A 22,060-nucleotide genomic window follows, 5' to 3' on the forward strand; every position below is an offset into this window, starting at 1 on the left:
TACAGATTCATTATATTATATCGGTATGATGATTAATTTTTTCAAGTGAACTTTGTGACAGAATCTCTAATAACACCATGGGCAAAATATCAGCAAGATCTTTTGCGCGACGATTTCTCACATGATCCAGCACAAGAGAACGCCGTTAAAGAGTTACAGCGTTTATATGAGGAACTTACACAGCCACCAAAGAAACTGACCTGGCGAGTAAAGATAAAAGCTAAGTTTGGTAAGGGAATGACCAAACCTACTATTCAAGGTATTTATTTTTGGGGAGGAGTGGGGCGCGGTAAAACATATTTAGTAGATACTTTTTTTGAATGCTTGCCTTTTGAACGGAAAATGCGTATTCACTTTCACCGTTTCATGCATCGTGTGCACAGTGAGTTAAAAACGTTGGATGGTCAATCTGATCCTCTGCAAATCGTGGCGGCTCGACTAGCTGAGGAAGCCAAAGTCATTTGTTTTGACGAGTTTTTCGTATCCGATATTACCGATGCTATGATCTTAGGGACCTTGATGGAAGCCTTGTTTGCCCATGGTATTGTATTAGTGGCGACATCTAACATTATTCCCGATAACCTTTATCACAACGGTTTACAGCGAGCACGCTTCTTACCTGCTATCGAGTTAATTAATCAAAATACACGTATAGTCAATGTCGATAGCGGTGTTGATTATCGTCTGCGTACACTCGAGCAAGCAGAAATATTTCATTACCCATTGGATGACAAAGCCCAGCAAAACCTGGATGAATACTTTGTCAAATTAGCGCCAGATGAAGGTTCGATAGGTAAAGCAATAGAGATTGAAGGTCGAATGATACCTGCTTTACGCGATGCCGATGGGGTTTTGATGGTGAGTTTTAGAGCTTTGTGTGATGGTCCTCGTTCGCAAACCGATTATATGGAGTTAAGTCGTATCTATCATACGGTGTTGTTAGCAGATGTAGAGCAAATGGGCTTAGCTGTTGATGATATTGCGCGGCGCTTTATTGCTATGGTCGATGAGTTTTACGAGCGCAATGTAAAATTGATTATTTCAGCGCAAGTGCCTTTAGAAGAGTTATATACGGATGGACGATTAAATTTTGAATTTAGACGTTGTTTGTCACGTTTACAAGAAATGCAGTCACATGATTATCTAGCATCACAACACCTTCCTTAAGGTAAATATACGGTAGTGCCTCGCAAATCTACATTTGCCATAGAGAGTTGTGCATTTTCTGGTTATAATAAAACTAATATTAAGAACAAAAGAGTATCCCATGGGAAGAGCATTTGAAGTCCGCAAAAACGCAATGGCGAAAACAGCCGGACAAAAAACCAAAGTGTATTCAAAATACGGAAAAGAAATTTATGTTGTTGCTAAAAATGGCGGCACCGATCCAGACGCTAACTTATCTCTAAAGCGTCTCATTGAAAAGGCCAAGAAAGACCAAGTACCAGGCCATGTCATCGACAAAGCGATCGACAAAGCCGCCGGAGGTGCTGGCGAAGATTTCGTTCCAGCGCGTTATGAAGGTTTTGGTCCGGGTAACTGCATGGTGATTGTGGATTGTTTAACGGATAACAACAACCGCACGATCACAGATGTACGTAACTGTTTCACCAAAACAAACGCAAAAATCGGTGCGCCAGGTGCCGTTGCACATATGTTTGACCATGCTGCGGTCTTTGGTTTTGCAGGTGATGACGAAGATGTCATCCTTGAAGCGCTTATGGAAGCGGATGTGGATGTAACTGATGTGGAAGAAGCCGATGGTAAAATTACTGTGTTTGCCCCACATACTGAATTTTTTAAAGTCAAAACAGCGCTGCAAAACGCTTTTCCAGAGCTGACGATAGAGGTGGAGGAAATAACTTTTGTACCTCAAACAGATGTTGAATTAACAGCAGATGATATGCCAATGTTCGAAAAATTCATGGATATGTTAAACGATTGCGACGATGTACAAAATGTGTATCACAACGCCATCTTACCTGAATAAACCGATCTGAATAGCTCGATTCAATCATTAAAAAGGATAGCAATGCGCTATCCTTTTTAATTTGGCAAGCCCACTTTTTGTTTATTGCATAGAATGCAGTCCAAACATATTTCCTTCAGTATCTTGCCCCATGACGATAAATCCATGTTCGCCAATACTCATTTTTTCTCGTAAAACACTACCGCCAGCGGCAACTATTCGACTGGCTTCGACAGCACAATCCTCACAATTGAAATAGACAACTGTAGAATTAGCTCCAGGTGCCATATTCGCTTCGTATGCCAACGCCCCAGCCGAACCATAACTCTGCATATCTTCTGGAAACATTTTCATAGAAAAGTCTTCCATTTGATTATCTGTTAATTGGACATCTAAGACAGTGCTGTAAAATTTTCCAGCGCGCTCTAAATCTGAGCAATATATTTCAAACCAGCCTACGACATTCATCTTTTTTTCCTTAAAATGTAAACACGATTTAAGTAAAGCAAATGATCACAAAAACAACAAGGCGTCATGCTGGGTAAAAAAAATGAGTCTGATTTTTGTCAAATTGTTGGGCAAACGATGATAATTAGCGAATTACCTAGCTTAGCTATTAGGAACAACGTACAATTATAAATGGAAGTTGGCTAGACAATCGCTGCCGCAATATGCGCTTTGTGTGCTTGTTGCGGGGGAGGAAAGTCCGGGCTCCATAGGGTAGGGTGCCAGGTAACGCCTGGGCAGTATTTATACTGACGACCAGTGCAGCAGAGAGGAGACCGCCAGTTTCGGCTGGTAAGGGTGAAAGGGTGCGGTAAGAGCGCACCGCGTTTTTGGTAACAAAAACGGCAAGGTAAACTCCACCCGGAGCAAGACCAAATAGGTTCCCTTGGTGTGACCCGCATCGGGAACGGGTAGGTTGCTTGAGCCTGTGAGTGATTGCAGGCCTAGACGAATGATTGTCCACGACAGAACCCGGCTTATCGGCCAACTTCCACTTCTTTTCCCTCTTTGGGACCCGTCCCACGATGCATGTTTTCAGTCAAAACTCACTCAGTGCTACCTCTGGTAAACGTATATAAATATATATTTTAAATGTAAATAAAATGTTTATATAATGGAATTGTACTGCCCTATTTATATACAAGAACAATAAAACTTAAGCTCCGTTTACAGAGTCATAAAACATAAAAGTTGCTTTTGAAAAGGATAAGAACATGTTAGAAAATGATGTCACAACGTCAACCGAGTCTGCTACTGATACAGTCCATGTAGACACTCCGGTCAATGACCAGTTGCCTTACGACCCTAGTAGTCCTGAATCTATCTATGCACATTTGCATGAGCATTTTACTCTTCAAAGAAATAGTTTTGATCAACATCCTTATGAAACAGTGGCGGAACGAAGAGCTCATCTTGCTAATTTAAAAAAACTATTAACCGACAATGTTGACGCTATTGTTGCGGCAATTAATCAGGACTACGGCAATCGTTCTTATCACGAAACCATGTTAGCTGAATTTTTCGTAGCGGTTGACGACATTACGGCATCAAGCAAAAAAGTAGCAAAGTGGGCAAAGGTGCAAAAGCGCAGTGTTGACTGGACGATGTTTGCGGGAGCAAAAAACAAAGTCATTCCTCAGCCCATTGGTGTAGTTGGGTTTATTATTCCTTGGAATTTCCCAATTAATCTGACATTTGCAGGTTTGTCATCAGCATTTGCTGCAGGTAACAGAGCGATGGTTAAAATGTCAGAAAACTCACGTAACTTATGTCAGTTATTAATCGAGTTGACTCCGCAGTATTTTGCACCGGAAAAGCTACAGTTCTTCGATGAAACAGGGCAAGTGGGGCAACAATTCTCAAGTGTACCTTTTGATCATATTATGTTTACAGGTTCAGGGGCAACGGGCAAAAAAGTCATGGCTAACGCTGCGGCAAATTTAACTCCAGTTACACTCGAATTAGGTGGGAAGTCTCCGGCGGTGATAGATCCAAATTACGACCTACAAAAAGCTGTAGAGCGCATCATGTTTGCCAAGCAATACAATGCTGGGCAGATCTGTACGAACGTCGATTATTTGTTTGTACACGAAAGCCAGATGACCGATTATCTCACTGCGGCTAAAAATTGGGTTCAGAAACACCTGCCTGATATTACGTCCAAGGATTACACTTCTTTGATTGATGAGACATCTTATAATCGCATTGTGGCAACGGTAGAAGATGCCAAAGCAAAGGGGGCGACCGTCATTAATCTTAATGACCAAGAACCAAATGCAGAACTGAGAAAGTATCCTGTCACCATTATTATGGATATCACTGATGACATGATGATAGCCACTCGTGAAACATTTGGGCCGTTATTGTTGGTGTTCCCCTACCAAGATAAACAAGATGTTGTAGATTATGTGATAAAACGTGACCGCCCATTAGCGTTTTATCCATTTACCAGCGATAACGCATTAGCTGATTTTTATATTGAAAAAATAATGTCTGGTGGGGTGTCGGTGAATGATGCTTTATTCCATGTGGCTCAACATGACTTGCCTTTTGGTGGTATCGGTCCTAGTGGTATGGGGCATTATCATGGTTATGAGGGATTCTTGACGTTTTCTAAATTGCGTCCTGTTTTCAAACAAGCCCCTATTTCAAGCTTAAAGTTTTTATATCCCCCCTATGGTAACTTGGCCAACAAAGTCATCGCGACATTGAGTAAATTAAAAATGAAGTAGTGGTCTTACTGTTTTTGTTATGACACGTTGAATACACAAACCATTTAGTAAAAGTTCAACAAAACAGGCGTAAATCAACATACAGATTTGCGCCTTTTTAATATGCAGTCTAGCTTTAGAGTATGTCTTTCAAAAGTTAAGTTGTTCATGTCTTTTACGCCAAGTATCATAGATATAGAAGCTAGTGGTTTCGGATCTCGTTCTTATCCGATTGAAGTCGGTATTGTGACGGCAGATGGTTCTCGCTATTGCCGGCTGATAAAACCCTATGCAGATTGGGATTTTTGGGATGGTTCTGCTGAAATTATCCACGGTATTTCTCGAGACTTACTGTTATCAAAAGGGGTGTCTGGACAAAAAGTTTGTCATGAATTGAATAAACTATTCACTAAACAAACGTTGTATTGTGATGGTTGGTCTGTGGATTACCCATGGATGATTCGTTTATTTGAACATGCTCATGTGACAATGGATTTTAGAATTTCTGCGATTGAACTTATTTTACAAGAAGAACACTTAATACAGTGGGCGAGTAAAAAATCTCAAGTACAAAAACAATTACAATTAAAACGGCATCGAGCTAGTAATGATGCTGAAATCATACAAAAGACGTACTTGGCATTGGTGCAAAACCCATGATATGTTTATACATAAATTATTCATAAGACGTTAATTATCTCCAGAAAGGAACTCTGATGCCTACAGTATTAAAAGCAAAAATTGCATCTAAAATTCGATTTATTGCCAAGTCTATATTGTGTTTATTATTTTTGTTTACGGCAGGTGTGACAGCAAATACAAACACAAACGAAGCCGTTTTCACGGCAGTTGAGCAACATCTTGATAAAGGTGAAACAAAACAAGCGATGCAACTTTTACAGAGCATCGAGCATGACGCCGAGGCGAATATTCAGTTGGCTCTGCTCGTAAGGGCAGATGATTTGGATGACGCTGAAGATTATATTAATAAAGCTGTACAGCTGGAACCTGATAATGCAAATGCTTTTTTTATACGTGGTTTAATCATGGGGCAACAAGCTTCACAAAGTATTTTTTCTGCGATGAGTTATGCAAAAAAGTCCCTAGAAAGCTTTGAGAAAGCCGTGGCGTTAGAGCCAAAAAACGCAGAATACCGCATAGGTCTATTTACTTTTTACATAGAAGCGCTACCCATTGCCGGTGGTGATGATGATAAAGCACTTGAGCAGGTGGCAGTTTTAGAGTCGTTGGACCCTAAGCGAGCGTTAATTGCGAAGTTACAATTAGCGACAAAACAAGAAGATAGCGCACGCATAGATAGGCTTATTCAAGAGGGTCAAACAGTATATCCAGAAGATGTGGATATTCTCTTTAATGCTGCAATGATCAAACAAAACCAAAAAGACTACACTGCGGCGCTGAGTATCTTTCAAGATTTAGCCAAGATCTCATTGACCCCAGAGAACCAAGACACTTTATTATCTGCTAAGTACCAGTTTGCCAAAACAACTATTTTGGCTAACCGAGAGTATGCGCAAGGTTTGCAGGCAATTGAGTTTTATTTGGAGCAAACCACGTTGCCCGATTCTGCTGAGTTTGTTCAATGGGCAAAATTTCGTAAAGCAAATATTTTAGAGGGGCTAGGTCAGAACTCAGAGGCAAAACTGATTTATACTAAGTTGAGTAAAAGCGACATTAAACGCTTGAAAAAAGAAGCGAAGAAAGCCCTCAAGCGAGTCTAGTTAGCTTGAGGTCAAGTCATTTCTGAGTGAACGGTTATTGACTACCTTCAGGAAAGATGACCTTAACCGCAACATGCATCCCGTCAACGGTCCATTGGCCAGTAATGTGATTGCGCAAAACGCGCGAAAAATATTCTTTTTCATTGCCATCGTCATATTGGACAATCATGTTGCAATAAAAATTTTCTTTTAGCTTAAAGTCAGGGATCTGCACATGAACTGGCTTCGGTAATTGAGTAAAGCGCCTTCTTTTTGCCCAGCTTTTGGCAATAATTTCAAAATGATAATCAGGCATTTCAGAATTGTTGGCCGCAACATAAACAAACGCTTTTTTGCCTGAATTTAAAGTGAGTTCTTCACGTTTGTATTCATCCGTCTCATATTTATCAAGGATACTGAGTTCGTCAGGTGAAATAGATAACACGACCCCTTCAATAATATCGCTAGCATTCCCTGTAAAGTTAATGATTTGATGAGTAGATTGCGTGGAAATTTCAATCACAGTTTCATCCATAATGGTAATTTCACCCATGTTGAAACGCGATAGACTATCCGGCCATGACGTGACCTCTCTACCCAGCAGTTCAAGTTGCACCTTAGGTAGTTGGAGAGTGCCGTAGGAAAATACGTTAATTGTGTGTTCAGTCTCTTTGGGTGACTCACTCATGTTGGAATGATTCGATATGTGAAAGATAATAATAATATAGTTTACCTTATAATCAGAATCTGTCACCAAAATTTATACCGCACAGCCCTGAACAGAATCGCTTGTACTACAACTCAATAAATATTGCTAATAGATGGTTGTTTTTCGCTCATTTAATGGAAATTGGTTAATAATGTTGGAAAATTGTTAATGTATTTTTGCTTAGAGATCAGCGATTTATTGTTACAGGGAGAAAATATAATACGAGACTCTGAACTTATCTGTATAATCGAGGCTCATAAGAACATGAAAAAACAAAATAACAATAATTACGTCAAGAAACTCAACCTTTGCGTGGTATCTACACAGCAAGAAATGCACTTCCGCTTTAATAGGGATTATTAAATGAACGAGGTCAGTAGAATGCAGTTATCTCCCTTACAAAGATTCAATGAATCACTAATTAAACTCTCCGTTTTATTGTACCAAATAGACGGCAAGATCACTCTGTCAGAACAAGACTACCTCGAAGATGTCATAGCAGATCTTACTTGGCAAAGTCCTATTTCTATAGACGCTTTTACAAATGATGCTATACACCAAGCCAGAGTCGCTGTGGACAACGACGAAGCCTTAGCATTCGTAAAAGAGATGGTAGATGATCTCACCTTTGACGCTGAAAAAGTAGTGGAAGTGGCTATGGGTATCACTGGTATCGATGGCGAACGTTCAGAGCAAGAAACTGATATTTTAACTGTCCTTACTCATAAATATTTGGCTCGAGAATTAACCGTTCAACACTCCGTTGCATAACTCTGTCTTACCGTTTTTAGAACAACACTGAGTATCTTTAACGAGTTTGTTTTTGTGATACTTTCAGTGTTATTCTAAAATCATATTTATTCTGGTCACAAGGATCTTTGGTGTCGATCTTCGCGAAACCTCTCGAATTTAAAGGGCAAAGCTCTGAGTATTTTGGTATTTGGTTATCCAACCTTCTGTTAACTATCGTTACACTGGGTATTTATAGTGCTTGGGCCAAAGTCCGCAGAAAACAATATTTTTATAATAACACCTATCTAGAAGATGCTGGATTTGGTTATCACGCAACAGGCCTGCAAATCTTAAAAGGGCGTCTATTAGTCTTGGCCGGATTCCTCCTGTTGAATTTACTCGCCACATTCTTACCCGTCCTGTATGGTTTTGTCGGTTTGGCATTGTTTTTTTTAAGCCCGTACCTAATTAACCTTTCCTTGCAATTTAATGCACGAGTGACCTCTTATCGCAATGTTCGTTTTCATTTTGAAGGGAGTTATTGGGAAGCATTTTTAGCTTATATCGTCATGCCTTTCCTGTCGGTTATTACCTTGGGGTTATTAGCACCAGTTGCAGTAAGATTCTTGCTGAATTACGTCTGGAGTCGGATCTCTTATGGTGGTCACAGTATTGATACACATTTATCACTAAGTGATTTTTATAAACTATTTGGTGTCAGTGTGATATTGCCAGTGACGGGCTTATTTGTGCTGGCGACTGTACTGATGACATTGAGCTTCACTCGTCCTGAAAGTGCGTTTAGTGATAATTATGCTATGGCGAGTATTGCTCCATTTTTACTGGGTTTTTACGTGTATATCTTTTTCATCGGCTTTGTATATCGTATTTTTTGTATGACCCTATTGTTCAAAGGTATCGCTATACCAGGGGCCATTCGTTTTAGTAATACCATTCATCCTGGACGACTGCTTTTCATTTTGATCACAAATTTCTTAGCCATCATCCTTAGTATAGGTTTATTGATCCCCTGGGCGCAAATTCGACAACATCGCTACATTACAGAAAATATAGCGACACATGCCAGTACTGATTTTGCTGAATTTGTTGCTGAGGCAGCAGAAAAACAGTCTGCATTTGGTGAAGAGTTTGCTGATTTTGATGGTGTGGATTTGGGTCTATAGCATATGATCAAAGGGCAATATTTTGATGGTACAAGCGCACAAGGTAAAACGGCTCGTTTATCTTGGTCGACCTTGGCGAGTCCTTTGGTGTTGTTACCGGATGAGGCATTGAGTTTAAGTGTTGAAGTAACCTCCATCCAAGGTTCTCAGGTTTTTTTCAAAGATGGCACCTCATTCATGGGCGATGCGACCTTGCCAACTGATTTTTGTGCTGCTTATCAGCCTTCAATTCTCAATTGGATCCGTCAATTAGAGGTTTTTTCGGTCAAAAAATCTCTAGTCTTGGGGACTTGTTTTATTTTATGTGTGGTCGTGCTGCGTTTTTCTATTGAAGTACTGGCGCCGGTGATAACAGATTTTGTCCCTGTCGATGCTGAAATTGCACTAGGGCAAGAAACCTATGAAGCCATGTATGATCAGCATTTTCTGCCATCGAAGTTATCTATTGCCGAACGTAAACGTTTACAGCGTGCTTATGATGAATTATGGGCGGTAAGTAACTTGAAGCACAAACCGACTTTGCATTTCAAACAAGCACCAGATATCGGTGCAAATGCTTTGGCCTTTCCTGGTGGGCCGATAGTTGTCACTGATGAATTAGTACACTTGTTGCGAGACGAAGCTTTGGTAGAGGCTGTCATTGCCCATGAATTAGCGCATGTAGAACACCGTCACAGTTTGCAGAAAGTGGTGATTGTTGCTGGGACTTTGGCGGTGGCTTCGGTTATTTTCGGAGCAGAAGAGGGGCTCTCTGAAGAGCTTGTAGCAGCCGTGGTAAACCTTTATGCTTTTCAACATTCTCAGAAATTTGAGTTGGCATCAGATCAATATGCAGTTGATCTGCTGATGAAAGCGGGCCGCGATTCCGCTGCCGTTAGTGAGTCTTTGGCATTATTGTTGGCAAACTCACCAGAAAAAGAGGGGTTAAGTTTATTTTCAACCCATCCAGAAAAGCAAGCACGTTTGGATGCACTTAATTAAGGTATTAATAACGTCGTACTAATTAATTGAATTATTAGTATTCATAATAAGTTTCATACTCATAGTAAGTTTCATTACTGTCAAATGTACTTTTAGTCACGCAAGCGCATACGAATATATTCGGAGAGGGTTTTAGAAACTTCAGGATGCTGAGTATCATAATTGAACAAGCAAATATTGATTTTACCAAGGTGCGGTAGATCTGGGTGTTGCAGTACCGTCAATGAATTTGGCACAGATTGGCGAGCCAGAGCAGTAATACCTAATCCTTGTTGGATAGCTGCAATTAAACCATAGAGATCGGCATTGGTATAAGAAATTTTCCACATATTGGTTTGTTGTTTTAAACGATCAATGACCCGAGAACGATACATACAGCCATTCGGCGCTAGCACTAAAGATATGGGATCCGTTTTCAGGGGTTGTCTAATATCGCCCACCCAAACCAATTCATCTTTGCGCAGTATTTCGCCATCCGTAGAAACTGCTGGATCGACCAATGCCAAGACCAAATCAAAATCGTCTTTGTGTTGTGGGCCTAACAAATTTTGGCTCAGTGAAGACGTCACATCGAGGGAAACATCAGGGTAACGTTTTGAGAATTCACCAATAATACTGGGGAGTAATGTAGAGGCAAATTCGCTGGGGATCCCAAGACGCAAACGGCCTTTTAAGGGATCTTGTTGGACGGCGCGAAAGACTTCATCGTTGATCTCTAATAATTGCTTGGCATAGCCCATTAACCATTGGCCATCATTACTCAACACATGCCGTTGTCCGACTTTGACGAATAATGTTTTATCGAGTTGTTGCTCCAGTTTTTTGAGCTGCAAACTAATCGCCGGCTGCGAACGACCAAGTACATCACCGGCCTTGGCATAACCGCCAAGTTCAACTACCGTTACAAACGTACGCAATGTATCTAAAGAAAGTTGTTTCATAATTCCTCACGCCCATCATCCATAACATAAAGTATCTATTTCGCACTGTGCTGAACATTATTCATAAGTGTGACTTAGAGCATTTCAGTTATTTATAATATTTATATCAAATTATATATACATTTAAAATTCTTATCTATGTATTTATCTTTTTAATTTGTTCTAAATGAGGGGCTTTTGTAATATTTGACCATCAAAAATACAGAGATACAGCATGACAAATAAAACAGTTTTACATCCTAAACACATCGAAGCTGGTGCCAAAATGGTTGATTTTTTTGGTTGGGAAATGCCGATCAACTATGGCTCCCAGATTGAAGAACACCATGCGGTACGTCGTGATGCTGGCATGTTTGATGTGTCACATATGACCATTGTTGATGTGGTAGGTGACGATGCTAAAGCCTATTTACAATATTTGTTGGCGAATGATGTAGACAAGCTACAAGACAAAGGCAAAGCCCTTTATTCAGGTATGTTGAACGAAGCGGGTGGTGTTGTTGATGATTTAATCGTCTATTTCTTTGAACCGACAAACTATCGTTTGGTCGTGAACTCTGCGACAAAAGAAAAAGATTTAAATTGGTTAAACAAGCAAGCGGCTGGTTTCACTGTAGCTATCACGGAACGTGATGAGTTTGCGATGATCGCAGTACAAGGTCCTAATGCAAAAGCCAAAGCGGCGTCATTATTCTCAGAAGCACAACAAGAAGCAGTGGCTGGAATGAAGCCTTTCTATGGTGTGCAGGCCGAAGATTTATTCATCGCTACTACAGGTTATACTGGCGAGGCCGGTTATGAAATTATGGTGCCAAATACGCGAGCTGCGGAATTTTGGGATGCTTTGCTTCAGGCAGGTGTTGCGCCTTGTGGTTTAGGGGCTCGTGACACTTTGCGTTTAGAAGCTGGAATGAATTTATATGGCCAAGATATGGATGAAACTATTTCGCCACTGGCTGCGAATATGGGCTGGACAATTTCTTGGGAACCTAAAGACCGTGATTTTGTTGGTCGTGGAGCGTTAGAACAAATACAAGCAGAAGGATCTGAAAAGTTAGTAGGCCTCGTGATGACCGAAAAAGGTGTCTTGCGACATGGCCAAAATGTCAAAGTTGAAGGGGGTACAGGTGTGATTACATCCGGTACTTTTTCACCAACGTTGGGTCATAGTATTGCAATGGCTCGGGTATCCAATACCGTGACAGATTACGCAGAAGTTGAAATGCGCAAAAAGTGGGTTACAGTTAAAGTGGTTAAGCCCAGTTTTGTACGCAACGGCAAAAGCGTTTTATAACAAAACATTTTCAAAATTATTTAATTAAACAACATTGTTAGGAATGAATATGAGTAATATCCCTGCTGATTTACGTTACGCCACCTCACACGAATGGGTTCGTCCTGAAGGTGATGGTATTTTCACTGTTGGTATCACTGAGCACGCACAAGACTTGTTAGGCGATATGGTATTTGTTGACTTGCCTGATGTTGGTGATGACGTTGCTGCCGGCGATGATGCTGCTGTCGCTGAATCTGTAAAAGCCGCATCTGATGTATATGCTCCGATTACTGGTGAAGTGATTGCTGTGAACGAAGACTTAGAGGATGCCCCAGAGTTGGTGAACTCAGACCCTTATGGTGATGGCTGGATGTTTAAAGTAAAAGCGGAAGACATTAGCGAAGTCGAAGGATTGTTAGACGCAGAAGGATATGCGCAAAACATTGAAGACGAATAGGTCTTCATGTTCGTTACCTCACTCACATGCCGGTGGGTGAGGGCGTTGTAAGTTTAATTTTCAAAATAAGTGCTTAACTATGCCATTATTGCAAAAACCTCTTGCTGATTTAGAGCAACAAAGCGATTTTATTCGTCGTCATATCGGTCCTGGCCGTCCAGAAATCCAAGCTATGCTTGACACTGTGGGTGCAGATTCTTTAGATGACCTAATCCAACAAACGGTCCCAGCGAGTATCCTTTCAGAAGGGTTAAACGTGGGAGAAGCACAATCAGAAGTGGATGCTTTAGCTGAATTAAAAGCGGTCGCTGCGAAGAACCAAGTTAAGCGTTCATTTATTGGTATGGGGTATTATGATACACATACTCCGCATGTAATTTTGCGTAATGTCTTAGAAAATCCAGGTTGGTATACTGCTTATACGCCGTATCAACCAGAGATTGCTCAAGGTCGCTTAGAAGCGATTTTAAACTTCCAACAAACAACGATTGATTTAACCGGGATGGAGCTAGCATCGGCTTCATTATTGGACGAAGCCACTGCAGCCGCAGAAGCGATGGCTTTGGCCAAGCGTGTTTCTAAAAACAAAAAATGTAACGCATTTTATGTCGCTGATAATGTCCATCCGCAAACACTTGATGTCATCAAAACACGCGCAGAGATGTTTGGTTTCGAGTTGCTTACGGGGCCTGTTGTAAATGCTGCTGAATATGATGTGTTTGGTGCATTGTTACAATATCCTGGGACGCAAGGTGAGCTGCATAATATAGAAGAAATAATTGCCGCACTACAAGCCAACAAAGCTGTGGTGGCCGTTGCTACCGATTTGCTGGGTTTGACTCTCATCAAGTCACCGGGTGAATTAGGTGCTGATGTGGTCTTTGGTTCCGCTCAGCGTTTTGGTGTGCCAATGGGGTACGGTGGTCCACACGCTGCATTCTTTGCTACTCGTGATAGTTACAAACGTTCTTTACCAGGCCGTATTATTGGGGTGTCTAAAGATACTCGTGGTCGTCCAGCTTTGCGTATGGCTTTACAAACGCGTGAACAGCATATCCGTCGTGATAAAGCGAACTCTAATATTTGTACTGCGCAAGTGTTACTTGCCAATATGGCTTCTTTCTACGCGGTTTACCATGGTCCAATCGGTTTACAGCAAATTGCTTCTCGTATTCATCGTCTAACCCAAATTTTTGCAGCCGGTTTAACGGCTAAAGGTATCAAAGTCGTGAATGACACGTTCTTTGATACAATTACCGTGGCGCCTAATGATAAAAATGCGGTTGTTGCCGCTGCTCAAGCGATGGATATGAACTTGCGTATCGACCAAAACGGTTTAGTGGGAGTGAGTTTTGATGAGACCACCACACGAACTGATGTTGCTGATTTATTTACAGCGTTTATCGGTGCCGAGCACGGTTTAGACATCGCAGAGTTAGATGCGCAGGTACAAGGCACATCAAGCATTCCAGCTGAGTTGCAGCGAGAATCAGAATTCTTAACTCACGAAGTGTTTAACTCTTATCATTCTGAAACTGAAATGTTGCGTTATATCAAGTCTCTAGAAGATAAAGACTTGGCGTTGAATCACTCTATGATTTCGTTGGGTTCATGTACGATGAAGCTCAATGCGACAGCAGAGATGATCCCCGTAACATGGCCTGAGTTTGGTCAATTACATCCATTTGCACCTGTGGAGCAAGCACAAGGTTACAAGGAGATGATTGACGAGTTATCTGATTGGCTGATTGATATTACGGGCTATGATGCTTTGTCGATGCAACCTAACTCAGGTGCTCAAGGTGAATATGCCGGTTTATTAGCGATTAAGCGTTACCATGCGAGTCGTGGTGATGATCACCGTAATATCTGTTTGATCCCACAATCTGCGCATGGTACTAACCCAGCATCGGCACAAATGGTGAGCCTAAAAGTAGTGGTCGTAAACTGTGACGCAGACGGCAATGTCGATTTGGTCGATTTACGTAACAAAGCAGAAGAGCACTCAGCAAACTTATCATGTGCCATGATCACGTATCCATCCACGCACGGTGTGTATGAAGAAACGGTGAGAGAAATCTGTAACATTGTGCATGAGCACGGCGGTCAGGTGTATATGGATGGCGCCAACATGAACGCTCAGGTCGGCATTACGTCACCAGGTTTGATTGGCTCTGATGTATCACATTTGAACTTACACAAAACGTTCTGTATCCCGCACGGTGGTGGTGGTCCAGGTATGGGACCGATTGGTGTGAAAGCACACTTAGCCCCGTTCTTATCAAGTCACTCTTTAGTGCCATTAGAAGCAGCAGGTACCAATGATGATTTAGGTACTAACAGTGCAGTTTCTGCTGCGCCATGGGGCAGCGCATCCATTCTCCCGATTTCTTATATGTATATTAAGATGATGGGTTCTGCGGGCTTACGTCGTGCAACAGAAGTAGCGATTTTATCGGCTAACTACATTGCTAAAGAGCTAGAAGGGCATTATCCGATTTTATATAAAGGGAACAATGACCGAGTAGCGCACGAATGTATTATCGATTTGCGTCCATTAAAAGAAGCATCAGGTGTGACTGAAATGGATGTGGCGAAGCGTCTGAATGACTATGGTTTCCACGCGCCAACCATGTCTTTCCCGGTGGCAGGTACGTTGATGATCGAACCGACGGAGTCAGAGGCAAAAGTTGAGATTGACCGTTTCATCGAAGCGATGGTGTGTATTCGTCAAGAAATCGCTAAAGTCGAATCAGGTGAGTGGGATAGCATTGATAATCCACTGCATAATGCGCCGCATACTTTGGACGATATTATCGATAGCGAATGGAACCGTAGTTATTCGCGGGAGCTAGCTGCGTATCCTGTGGAAGCGGTGAAACGCAATAAATTCTGGCCGACAGTGAATCGTATTGATGATGTTTACGGAGATAGAAACTTGGTTTGTAGTTGTCCTGATTTGGATAGCTATCGCGACGAGTAGGTGATTGTTGGCGATCTGTTATTAAGATTATAACTACTTAGATATGAAAAAGGCGAATCAGGATGGTTCGCCTTTTTAGTGGGTAAAATGGACATGCTACATGAGGAAGGATAAAAGCATCTATTCTTAATGAGCTCTACTTACAAAACCTACATTGTCCATTATGCCGCTATTACTCTTATCTTACTTCCCATTGTGCTTGATGTAATATCAATGCGATGTCCCATTTGGCTTTTTAGCTCTGAGACGTGTGAGATGATCCCGATCATGCGACCGTCATTTTGGATATCAATCAGTGTGCGCACAGCCAAGTCCAGTGATTCTGTGTCTAAACTACCAAAGCCCTCATCAATGAACAACGTGTCGAGCTTGATGCCACCTGAATAAGCTTGGACGACATCTGATAAGCCCAGCGCTAGTGATAATGAAGCCATAAATGATTCTCCGCCAGATAGCGTAGCAACCGGTCTGGATTTGCCACTATGGGTATCATTGACCTCTAACTCTAATCCTGACGCTTTGTTACCTTTGGCCCGTTCTTCTTTACGTATTAATTGGTAACGTCCTGAACTCATATGCATGAGACGCTGTGATGCCTGGATCAACACATCATCGAGTAACACGCTCAGGACAAACCGCTGTAAACTGACTTTGTCACCGGTTTGACCATTCGCCACCTCAGAGAGGGTGCCGATGACTTTGTATTGTTCATCCAATGCCGCATTTTTGGTATGAGCCTCTGCTAATTTTTTCTGCAGTTCGAGCAGTTGGTTGTTCCGTTGGTCGAGTTCTCGCCAATGCGCTTCTTGCTCAGATAATTCGGCGGTTGCTTGCTCAAGTGCGTTTTGGATATCACTAAGTTCGGGCTTTTCCTTATCTGCTAACTCGCTAGCAAGTTGTGTTTTGGCACCATTCAACTCAGCGAGTGTTGCAGTATACGTCGCAATCTCCTCTTGTAATTGTTCTTGTTCATCATGACTTAGTAAAGCTTGGGAAAAACTCTCTTCATCGTCAAACACACTAGCACTAAGCGCCGCTTGCCACTTTGCTTGGGCTGTTTTTTGGTTTTTGGTGATATCATCTAACTGCTTAGCCACGGACTGATGAGTGCCTTGGGCAGTAGCTAACTCGGTTTGTAACTGCTTTTCTTGGTCTCTAGCGGTGGTTAACGCGGTGTCTAAGTTCTCGATTTGCTGAGTCAATGTCGTGATGTTTGAGGATAGTAGCTCAGCGTCTCGATATTCTAGGGGTGTTTGCTCTTCTAAATGCGTCACTTTGGATTGGGCTAGTAGACATTGTTCTTTATCCCTCGCGGCTTGTGCTTGAAGAGTAGAACAGATTTCTTCTATTGTACTTAGTTGTGATTGTTCTTCTGTCAGCGCTTTCGTTATGTCTACTATTTGCTGTTGCAGGCTGACCAAGCCTTTGACCTTTGTATTTTGCTGGTTGAACTGTTCAGTTACTACTGCCAGTGACAGCCATGCAGCTTCGCCAAGTTCCTCTTGTAAGGCTTTGATCTGTCGACCTTGGACTGTTTCATTTGATAATGCCTCATCATAAGTCGCTTTGGCTATGTCTCTGGCAGCTGCTGCTTGCACTACTTGTTCTCTAGCTACATCCACCTCTTCTTTGGTGACGACATCTAGCGCATTATTCTGACTGGCAAGGTGGGGGTGTTCAAGACTACCACACACCGGACAAGGTTCACCATCTGCTAACTCACTTGCCAATAACACCGCTTGGTTAGTATGCCATGTCAGTTCTGTTTGCATGGCCTGAATATTGAGTTTACTGAGTTCAGCATTGGCGTTATCGAAATGAGTTTTGGCGTTGGCGGTCGCTTGCTCTAAAGAACTTAATTCTTGTTGTGCGGTGTCTAGTTGGGTACGTTTTGCTAATACTTGTGCTAAGCCATTGAGTTTGATTTGCTCCTGCGCGAGAGGCTGAATAGTGATATTTAGTGCTTTCAGATCAGCATCCTTTTGGGCTATTGCCGCGTTTAATGTCGCAATCTCGTTTTGTTTGGTATCGAATGCTACTTGACTGGTTTCTTGGGCGGTAAGTGCTAGTCCTAATACGTTTTGTGCCGCTTTTAACTTATCGCTAAGTTTTGCATAGCGCTGCAGTTCGGTGAGTTTTTGACGGTCATCTTGAATATTTTGGGCCGCATTTTGCGCTTGTTCTAAGGTGGCTAGTCCAATCTCTACTTGGCTCTGCGCTTCATTTAAGCGTTGTTCACTTTGGTTATATTGTTGCTTTATATCGTGCAAAGATTGATTCGCAGCATCCAGAGCGACAAAGTTTGGCTGGATGATTTGTGCGGTCGAGGCGAGTTTGAGCTGTGATTTTTTATCAGTGATGTTAGCAGCCTGCATCTCATGCTGTTGTAAAGCGATAATTTTAGCATCCATGTCCGCAAACTTTAGTAAAAGCTGGTTAGCATCATGCAAGTTTTTATCGTATTCCTTGACCCGAAATTCGGCCGTGTTTTTGGCTCTAACAGCCTCTGCTAATTTGGGGGTCAGCTGATTTAATGAGGTTTCAATTTCTGCCTCTGTAAGAAGATTTGCTCCCTCTAGTAGCCCTTTGATTTTGATGTTGTGTTCATCTACGGCTTTTTTAATTCCTGCTGCTTGCTCTTTTAATGCGTCTTCGATTTTCTTGTAAATAGAAGTTTGGAACAGTTGGCTGAATATTTTCTCACGGTCCTTGGAGTCAGCTAATAACAACTCTCTAAATTTGCCTTGGGGTAGGACCATGACCTGGCGGAATTGTTCAACATCTAATCCTATGAGTGTTTTGATTGCTACATCTGCTTCTTTGACACTCGAAGAGACCATCAGACGATCATTGTCACTACCATCTATTTCCCATATTGCCGCTTCAGAGTTCTGCACGGTAAATCCCCCACCTTTACTTTTGGGGCGTTCCTGCATGGGTTTACGGGTAATGCGGTAATGTTTGTCACCCAAAATAAACTCTAGTGTTACTTGTGTGAGCGTTTGGACATCCGCAAAGTCACAGCGCATCTGTGTACCAGAACGTTCAGCACCCGTCGTTTGACCGTATAAAGCAAAACAAATTGCATCAAGGATGGAGCTCTTACCCGCCCCGGTGGGGCCATTGATTAAAAATAAAGGATTATCCCCTAAAACGGATAAGTCTACTTCCTCTGTGCCAGCAAAAGGACCGAAAGCTTGGATGATTAATTTAGTGGGTTTCATAAGAAAAACGCCTTTATTGGGTAAGTCGGTCAATGAGTCCTGAGACTAACTTTTTTTGTTCGTCTGACATGTTTTCTCCTGCAATTTGCGTGTAAAAGTCTTGAAACATATCAAACTCACTGTGTTTCAGACTGGCTCGCTGGAGTTCGGTCGCTTTGGTATCAAGCATGCCTGGTTTTTCCAGGTGCAAAACATTCGGATAGACGTCGCGTAGCTTGCTCATCGGGTCTAATATGGCATGCTTATCCGTCAATCTCACCAACAAATAATCTTCATAGTGAGGGTCAACCTGTCCTTGTGTTAGTAGGGTGTCTAATTCACCTTCCAAGATACGCATATCGCGCAGAGGGCGAAGTGGTAAATGGGTTTGAGCCACTAATCCTGATTGGTTAACTTCGACAAGTGTAACTCCTTTTTTCTGGTGCTGCTCTGAAAAGCTATATTTCATGAGTGAACCAGAATAACGGATGTGTTCAGCTCCCTTGTATTGGGGGCTGTGTAAATGTCCTAAAGCGACATATGCAAAATCTAAACAGGGCTCATAACTGACTCTATCTGCGCCACCTATTTGTAAGGGACGTTCAGAATCAGATTCACTGGCACCGTCGATAAAACAATGGCTGAGGAGGACATTGACGTGCTTATCCGACATGACATCTTTGATTTCATTGACCAAAAACGTATGCGCAGCATCATAACTTTTTACGTCTTGGTTAAAGTTATCTTTTACCTGCAGTGGCTCACAGTAAGGGATCCCATAAAAAGCAACACTACAACCTTTTGCATCTAGCACCACAGGCTCATAAATATCGGACAAATTGCCCATGATATGCAAACCAGATGCTTTCATTAGTTTGGCAGCAAAGCCGACTCTTTCCGCACTGTCATGATTACCCGGAATCAGTATTATGGGAACGCCTAAGTCAATACACACCGTTTGCATTATCTCATCTAGCAATTCTACTGCACTGGCCGGTGGCACTGCGCGGTCATAGATATCTCCTGCAATCACCAAAGCATCCACTTCCTCAGCTTTGATATATGCTACCACTTGCTGAAGAACATGACGTTGGTCTTCGAGGAGAGAAACATTGTGAAATTGGCGACCAATGTGCCAGTCCGATGTGTGAATGAATTTCACTGTGTGCGTCCTTTTTATATGTGCGTAGTTGCAAAAAAGAGAAAATTTGAGCAGGGTATAGGATTGATTATAGAGGATTATGAGTAGAAATAAATCGGCAATTAAGCATTGAAAATCGAATATCAGTGGCAGACTACACACTTGCCACTGGTATTATTGACAGCATCGGTTAACTAGCCGTTGTGATGACCGTGCCGTTCATTTTTTGCTGCTTGGCGATATCTTTAATTTGGACATTACCCTGACGATATTTTGATAACTTTTCAGCAATAGGGTAGTTACCAGTATTTAAAGCAAAGTTGACGAGGTCTTGACCATTACAGGTCACATTGTTAACGACCATGCGATAGTTTTGTCTAATCATGGTTGTCGGTTTAAATCCTGATACTTGATTGCGAACTTGGTGTTTGTTGCCCGTTGCAACAGCAACACAGAGTTGACTCGCTTTACTATCATCTCCAGCGAGGTAAGTGGTTTGAGCAAATGCAGATGAAGCTGCTGTCATTGCAAGAACAGTAGCGGCGGCTTTGATAAAGTGTGTAGTTTTAAGCATGGTCGAATTTCCTTGGTTGTTTGCGATATGCTCTTTTATCATGGCGTGTATTTGAGATTTTGTTGTAAACGAAATATCACTGGATGTAACAAAAAAACCTATCTCCATCGTCCTTTATTTTTTTATATGCTTGTTTTTGTTTAAATTAACCAATTAAGTAAACAAGCTAAATATGTCCATACACTTACATATGCTCATACAATGAGACGCTTAATTACACTTAGACATCATAAAAAAACAAGATTTTTTCTTGTGTGAGTTGATCTGTTACCATCTAAAGGACGGTATGTATCTATAAAAGTGACAGTGCACATTATGATCCCTCTGGTTTTTCACCCTATTTATTCTCAGTTAGATCTTCCAGAAAGGCATCGTTTTCCGATTGAAAAATATCAGGGCATATATGATGCATTGATTCAGCAAGGGGTGTCCAAAACCCATTTCCATACTCCTGAGCCGTTATCGCCCAAACGTCTGCAACAAGTTTATCAGCCCCAATACATAAAAGAACTTGTCAGTGGTGGTCTAGATCCAAAGGCTATGCGGCGCATTGGTTTTCCATGGTCCGAGCAACTTGTCGAGCGTACTTTGACCGCAGCAGCTGGTACCGTTTTGACCGCCCAATTAGCTTTGGAACATGGTAAAGCATTAAATCTTACTGGTGGTTATCATCATGCGTTTGCCGATTTTGGTTCGGGTTTTTGTATGGTCAATGATTTGTATTTAGCAGCATTGACCATGCTACAAAATGACGCAGTAGAGACCGTTTTAATATTCGATTGTGATGTGCATCAAGGAGATGGAACCGCCAAACTGGCACAAAATAATCCGCATGTCATCACCGTCTCTTTGCATGGCGAAAAAAACTTTCCTCATCGGAAACAAATATCCGATATGGACTTTCCTTTACCCAAAGGGACTACTGACGAGATCTATTTGGAAACTGTGGCACAGGCTTTAGATTTAGCGTGTCGTTTGCACACTCCCGATGCCATTATTTATGATGCGGGGGTGGATATTCATCAAAACGATGATTTAGGTCATTTGGATATTACTACTCCCGGAGTGTTAGCTCGAGATACCATGGTTTTTGCCCGGGCAGCAGATTTAGATATCCCTATTGCTGCAGTCATCGGAGGAGGTTACCAACGCGACATTCCCGCTTTGGTCGATGTGCATTTACAATTATTTAAAGCAGCAGGGGTGGTGTAGAGTAAGAGACATATATATTTTGGTATTTTTTTTACCCACTTAAAGTATCTTCGAGGCCGAATATTAATTCTATTTAAATTAAACTAAAGTGTATGTTTTTTAATTTAGTGGTGTCCACGAAGATTTAATTTTACTAGCGATTTTACAAAATGTTTCAACTAAAGATGCTTAGCTATTTACAGCTCATTTAATCGGTGTCATATTAATTCTGTTGGTCAGTTGCAGGATGAAACTGTCGTAAATTTTTTTAGTGAATTAGG

At 41.7% G+C, this 22,060-nt stretch carries 18 protein-coding genes and 1 other RNA gene; 13 read left to right on the forward strand and 6 right to left on the reverse strand.

Annotated features, from left to right (window positions below; genetic code table 11):
• Positions 1-69 precede the first annotated feature (69 nt).
• The gene (zapE, locus tag NLF92_RS07815) at positions 70-1,167 is read left to right on the forward strand and encodes a cell division protein ZapE (protein ID WP_254100685.1); all 1,098 of its coding nucleotides are present in this window, start codon (positions 70-72) and stop codon (positions 1,165-1,167) included.
• Between the two features lie 100 nt (positions 1,168-1,267).
• Positions 1,268-1,990: a YebC/PmpR family DNA-binding transcriptional regulator gene (locus tag NLF92_RS07820; protein ID WP_254100528.1), complete on the forward strand. Its 723-nt coding sequence runs from the start codon at positions 1,268-1,270 to the stop codon at positions 1,988-1,990.
• 81 nt (positions 1,991-2,071) lie between these two features.
• On the opposite strand, the gene NLF92_RS07825 is transcribed toward NLF92_RS07820, so the two are convergent.
• Positions 2,072-2,437: a VOC family protein gene (locus tag NLF92_RS07825; RefSeq protein WP_254100530.1), complete on the reverse strand. Its 366-nt coding sequence runs from the start codon at positions 2,435-2,437 to the stop codon at positions 2,072-2,074.
• A 174-nt stretch (positions 2,438-2,611) separates the two neighbouring features.
• On the opposite strand from NLF92_RS07825, the gene rnpB reads away from it, so the two are divergent.
• From rnpB to NLF92_RS07845, 4 genes are all read left to right on the forward strand, one after another.
• An RNA gene (gene rnpB / locus NLF92_RS07830) (RNase P RNA component class A) lies at positions 2,612-2,971 on the forward strand.
• A gap of 218 nt (positions 2,972-3,189) precedes the next feature.
• Positions 3,190-4,707, forward strand: coding sequence for a coniferyl aldehyde dehydrogenase (locus tag NLF92_RS07835; protein WP_254100532.1), 1,518 nt, complete (start codon positions 3,190-3,192; stop codon positions 4,705-4,707).
• 147 nt (positions 4,708-4,854) lie between these two features.
• Entirely contained in the window at positions 4,855-5,346 is a 492-nt protein-coding gene (locus NLF92_RS07840) for a hypothetical protein (RefSeq protein WP_254100534.1), read from the forward strand.
• Between the two features lie 56 nt (positions 5,347-5,402).
• Positions 5,403-6,428 (forward strand): tetratricopeptide repeat protein, encoded by a 1,026-nt coding sequence (locus tag NLF92_RS07845; protein WP_254100536.1) that lies wholly within the window; start codon positions 5,403-5,405, stop codon positions 6,426-6,428.
• 34 nt (positions 6,429-6,462) lie between these two features.
• Here the strand turns inward: NLF92_RS07845 and NLF92_RS07850 are convergent, their stop codons facing one another.
• Positions 6,463-7,095: a gamma-glutamylcyclotransferase family protein gene (locus NLF92_RS07850; protein ID WP_254100539.1), complete on the reverse strand. Its 633-nt coding sequence runs from the start codon at positions 7,093-7,095 to the stop codon at positions 6,463-6,465.
• A gap of 402 nt (positions 7,096-7,497) precedes the next feature.
• Here NLF92_RS07850 and NLF92_RS07855 point away from each other — a divergent pair, with 402 nt between their 5' ends.
• The 3 genes from NLF92_RS07855 (at position 7,498) to NLF92_RS07865 (ending at position 10,013) form a co-directional block, all read left to right on the forward strand.
• Complete coding sequence (locus NLF92_RS07855) at positions 7,498-7,887, forward strand: tellurite resistance TerB family protein (RefSeq protein ID WP_254100542.1); 390 nt, start codon at positions 7,498-7,500, stop codon at positions 7,885-7,887.
• A gap of 110 nt (positions 7,888-7,997) precedes the next feature.
• Positions 7,998-9,032 carry a YjgN family protein gene (locus NLF92_RS07860; RefSeq protein WP_254100544.1) on the forward strand — a complete coding sequence of 345 codons (1,035 nt, stop codon included), beginning with the start codon at positions 7,998-8,000 and terminating at the stop codon, positions 9,030-9,032.
• A gap of 3 nt (positions 9,033-9,035) precedes the next feature.
• Positions 9,036-10,013: a M48 family metallopeptidase gene (locus NLF92_RS07865; RefSeq protein ID WP_254100547.1), complete on the forward strand. Its 978-nt coding sequence runs from the start codon at positions 9,036-9,038 to the stop codon at positions 10,011-10,013.
• 92 nt (positions 10,014-10,105) lie between these two features.
• Here the strand turns inward: NLF92_RS07865 and NLF92_RS07870 are convergent, their stop codons facing one another.
• Positions 10,106-10,954: a LysR substrate-binding domain-containing protein gene (locus tag NLF92_RS07870; protein WP_254100550.1), complete on the reverse strand. Its 849-nt coding sequence runs from the start codon at positions 10,952-10,954 to the stop codon at positions 10,106-10,108.
• Positions 10,955-11,168: 214 nt separating this feature from the next.
• On the opposite strand from NLF92_RS07870, the gene gcvT reads away from it, so the two are divergent.
• From gcvT to gcvP, 3 genes are all read left to right on the forward strand, one after another.
• Positions 11,169-12,248 carry a glycine cleavage system aminomethyltransferase GcvT gene (gene gcvT, locus NLF92_RS07875; protein ID WP_254100553.1) on the forward strand — a complete coding sequence of 360 codons (1,080 nt, stop codon included), beginning with the start codon at positions 11,169-11,171 and terminating at the stop codon, positions 12,246-12,248.
• A gap of 49 nt (positions 12,249-12,297) precedes the next feature.
• On the forward strand, positions 12,298-12,687 hold the full coding sequence (gene gcvH, locus NLF92_RS07880; protein ID WP_254100556.1) for a glycine cleavage system protein GcvH: 390 nt from the start codon (positions 12,298-12,300) through the stop codon (positions 12,685-12,687).
• 79 nt (positions 12,688-12,766) lie between these two features.
• Positions 12,767-15,670 (forward strand): aminomethyl-transferring glycine dehydrogenase, encoded by a 2,904-nt coding sequence (gcvP, locus tag NLF92_RS07885; protein WP_254100559.1) that lies wholly within the window; start codon positions 12,767-12,769, stop codon positions 15,668-15,670.
• A gap of 161 nt (positions 15,671-15,831) precedes the next feature.
• Here gcvP and NLF92_RS07890 read toward each other — a convergent pair whose 3' ends face one another.
• The 3 genes from NLF92_RS07890 to NLF92_RS07900 form a co-directional block, all read right to left on the reverse strand.
• Positions 15,832-18,894, reverse strand: a complete 3,063-nt coding sequence (locus NLF92_RS07890) for an AAA family ATPase (protein WP_254100561.1) — start codon at positions 18,892-18,894, stop codon at positions 15,832-15,834.
• A 13-nt stretch (positions 18,895-18,907) separates the two neighbouring features.
• Positions 18,908-20,035: an exonuclease SbcCD subunit D gene (locus NLF92_RS07895; RefSeq protein WP_254100564.1), complete on the reverse strand. Its 1,128-nt coding sequence runs from the start codon at positions 20,033-20,035 to the stop codon at positions 18,908-18,910.
• Positions 20,036-20,204: 169 nt separating this feature from the next.
• Positions 20,205-20,588, reverse strand: coding sequence for a DUF3718 domain-containing protein (locus tag NLF92_RS07900; protein WP_254100567.1), 384 nt, complete (start codon positions 20,586-20,588; stop codon positions 20,205-20,207).
• 315 nt (positions 20,589-20,903) lie between these two features.
• Between NLF92_RS07900 and NLF92_RS07905 the strand changes: the two genes are divergently transcribed.
• Entirely contained in the window at positions 20,904-21,800 is an 897-nt protein-coding gene (locus NLF92_RS07905) for a histone deacetylase family protein (RefSeq protein ID WP_254100570.1), read from the forward strand.
• The last annotated feature ends 260 nt before the right edge of the window (positions 21,801-22,060 follow it).

This window comes from Opacimonas viscosa, assembly GCF_024199005.1.
GTDB lineage: Bacteria > Pseudomonadota > Gammaproteobacteria > Enterobacterales > Alteromonadaceae > Opacimonas > Opacimonas viscosa.

Excerpts from the sequence above, each read along its gene's own strand:
- NLF92_RS07820 (WP_254100528.1), top strand. The coding sequence starts at position 1,268 with ATGGGAAGAGCATTTGAAGTCCGCAAAAACGCAATGGCGAAAACAGCC.
- NLF92_RS07825 (WP_254100530.1), bottom strand. The coding sequence starts at position 2,437 with ATGAATGTCGTAGGCTGGTTTGAAATATATTGCTCAGATTTAGAGCGC.
- NLF92_RS07835 (WP_254100532.1), top strand. The coding sequence starts at position 3,190 with ATGTTAGAAAATGATGTCACAACGTCAACCGAGTCTGCTACTGATACA.
- NLF92_RS07840 (WP_254100534.1), top strand. The coding sequence starts at position 4,855 with ATGTCTTTTACGCCAAGTATCATAGATATAGAAGCTAGTGGTTTCGGA.
- NLF92_RS07845 (WP_254100536.1), top strand. The coding sequence starts at position 5,403 with ATGCCTACAGTATTAAAAGCAAAAATTGCATCTAAAATTCGATTTATT.
- NLF92_RS07850 (WP_254100539.1), bottom strand. The coding sequence starts at position 7,095 with ATGAGTGAGTCACCCAAAGAGACTGAACACACAATTAACGTATTTTCC.
- NLF92_RS07855 (WP_254100542.1), top strand. The coding sequence starts at position 7,498 with ATGCAGTTATCTCCCTTACAAAGATTCAATGAATCACTAATTAAACTC.
- NLF92_RS07865 (WP_254100547.1), top strand. The coding sequence starts at position 9,036 with ATGATCAAAGGGCAATATTTTGATGGTACAAGCGCACAAGGTAAAACG.
- NLF92_RS07870 (WP_254100550.1), bottom strand. The coding sequence starts at position 10,954 with ATGAAACAACTTTCTTTAGATACATTGCGTACGTTTGTAACGGTAGTT.
- gcvT (WP_254100553.1), top strand. The coding sequence starts at position 11,169 with ATGACAAATAAAACAGTTTTACATCCTAAACACATCGAAGCTGGTGCC.
- gcvH (WP_254100556.1), top strand. The coding sequence starts at position 12,298 with ATGAGTAATATCCCTGCTGATTTACGTTACGCCACCTCACACGAATGG.
- gcvP (WP_254100559.1), top strand. The coding sequence starts at position 12,767 with ATGCCATTATTGCAAAAACCTCTTGCTGATTTAGAGCAACAAAGCGAT.
- NLF92_RS07890 (WP_254100561.1), bottom strand. The coding sequence starts at position 18,894 with ATGAAACCCACTAAATTAATCATCCAAGCTTTCGGTCCTTTTGCTGGC.
- NLF92_RS07900 (WP_254100567.1), bottom strand. The coding sequence starts at position 20,588 with ATGCTTAAAACTACACACTTTATCAAAGCCGCCGCTACTGTTCTTGCA.
- NLF92_RS07905 (WP_254100570.1), top strand. The coding sequence starts at position 20,904 with ATGATCCCTCTGGTTTTTCACCCTATTTATTCTCAGTTAGATCTTCCA.